The sequence below is a fragment of the Colwellia marinimaniae genome (assembly GCF_002207865.1).
GTDB lineage: Bacteria > Pseudomonadota > Gammaproteobacteria > Enterobacterales > Alteromonadaceae > Colwellia > Colwellia marinimaniae.
This window is the reverse complement of the sequence record NZ_BDQM01000375.1, coordinates 1-255: the sequence shown is the minus strand read 5'-3', so window position 1 is coordinate 255 and position 255 is coordinate 1. Positions and strand designations below refer to the sequence as shown.

Below are 255 nucleotides of genomic sequence, written 5' to 3'. Positions count from 1 at the left end.
GGTCTCGATAGTCTCGTTATCATGCCTACGGGTGGCGGTAAATCACTATGTTATCAAGTACCAGCCTTGGTACTCGGTGGTTTAACGATAGTGCTAAGCCCGTTGATTTCGTTAATGAAAGATCAGGTTGATGCCTTACGTGCGAATGGGGTTTCCGCCGCGTATATGAATTCTACGTTGGCAAGACAAGAGTCTGCGCAAATTTTTAATGATTTACAGAATAACCGCTTACAAGTTTTATATTTATCACCCGAG

At 43.1% G+C, this 255-nt stretch carries 1 protein-coding gene; it reads left to right on the top strand.

Annotated features, from left to right (window positions below; genetic code table 11):
• On the top strand, positions 1-255 hold a 255-nt coding region (locus MTCD1_RS19715; RefSeq protein ID WP_143760209.1), incomplete at both ends, for a DEAD/DEAH box helicase.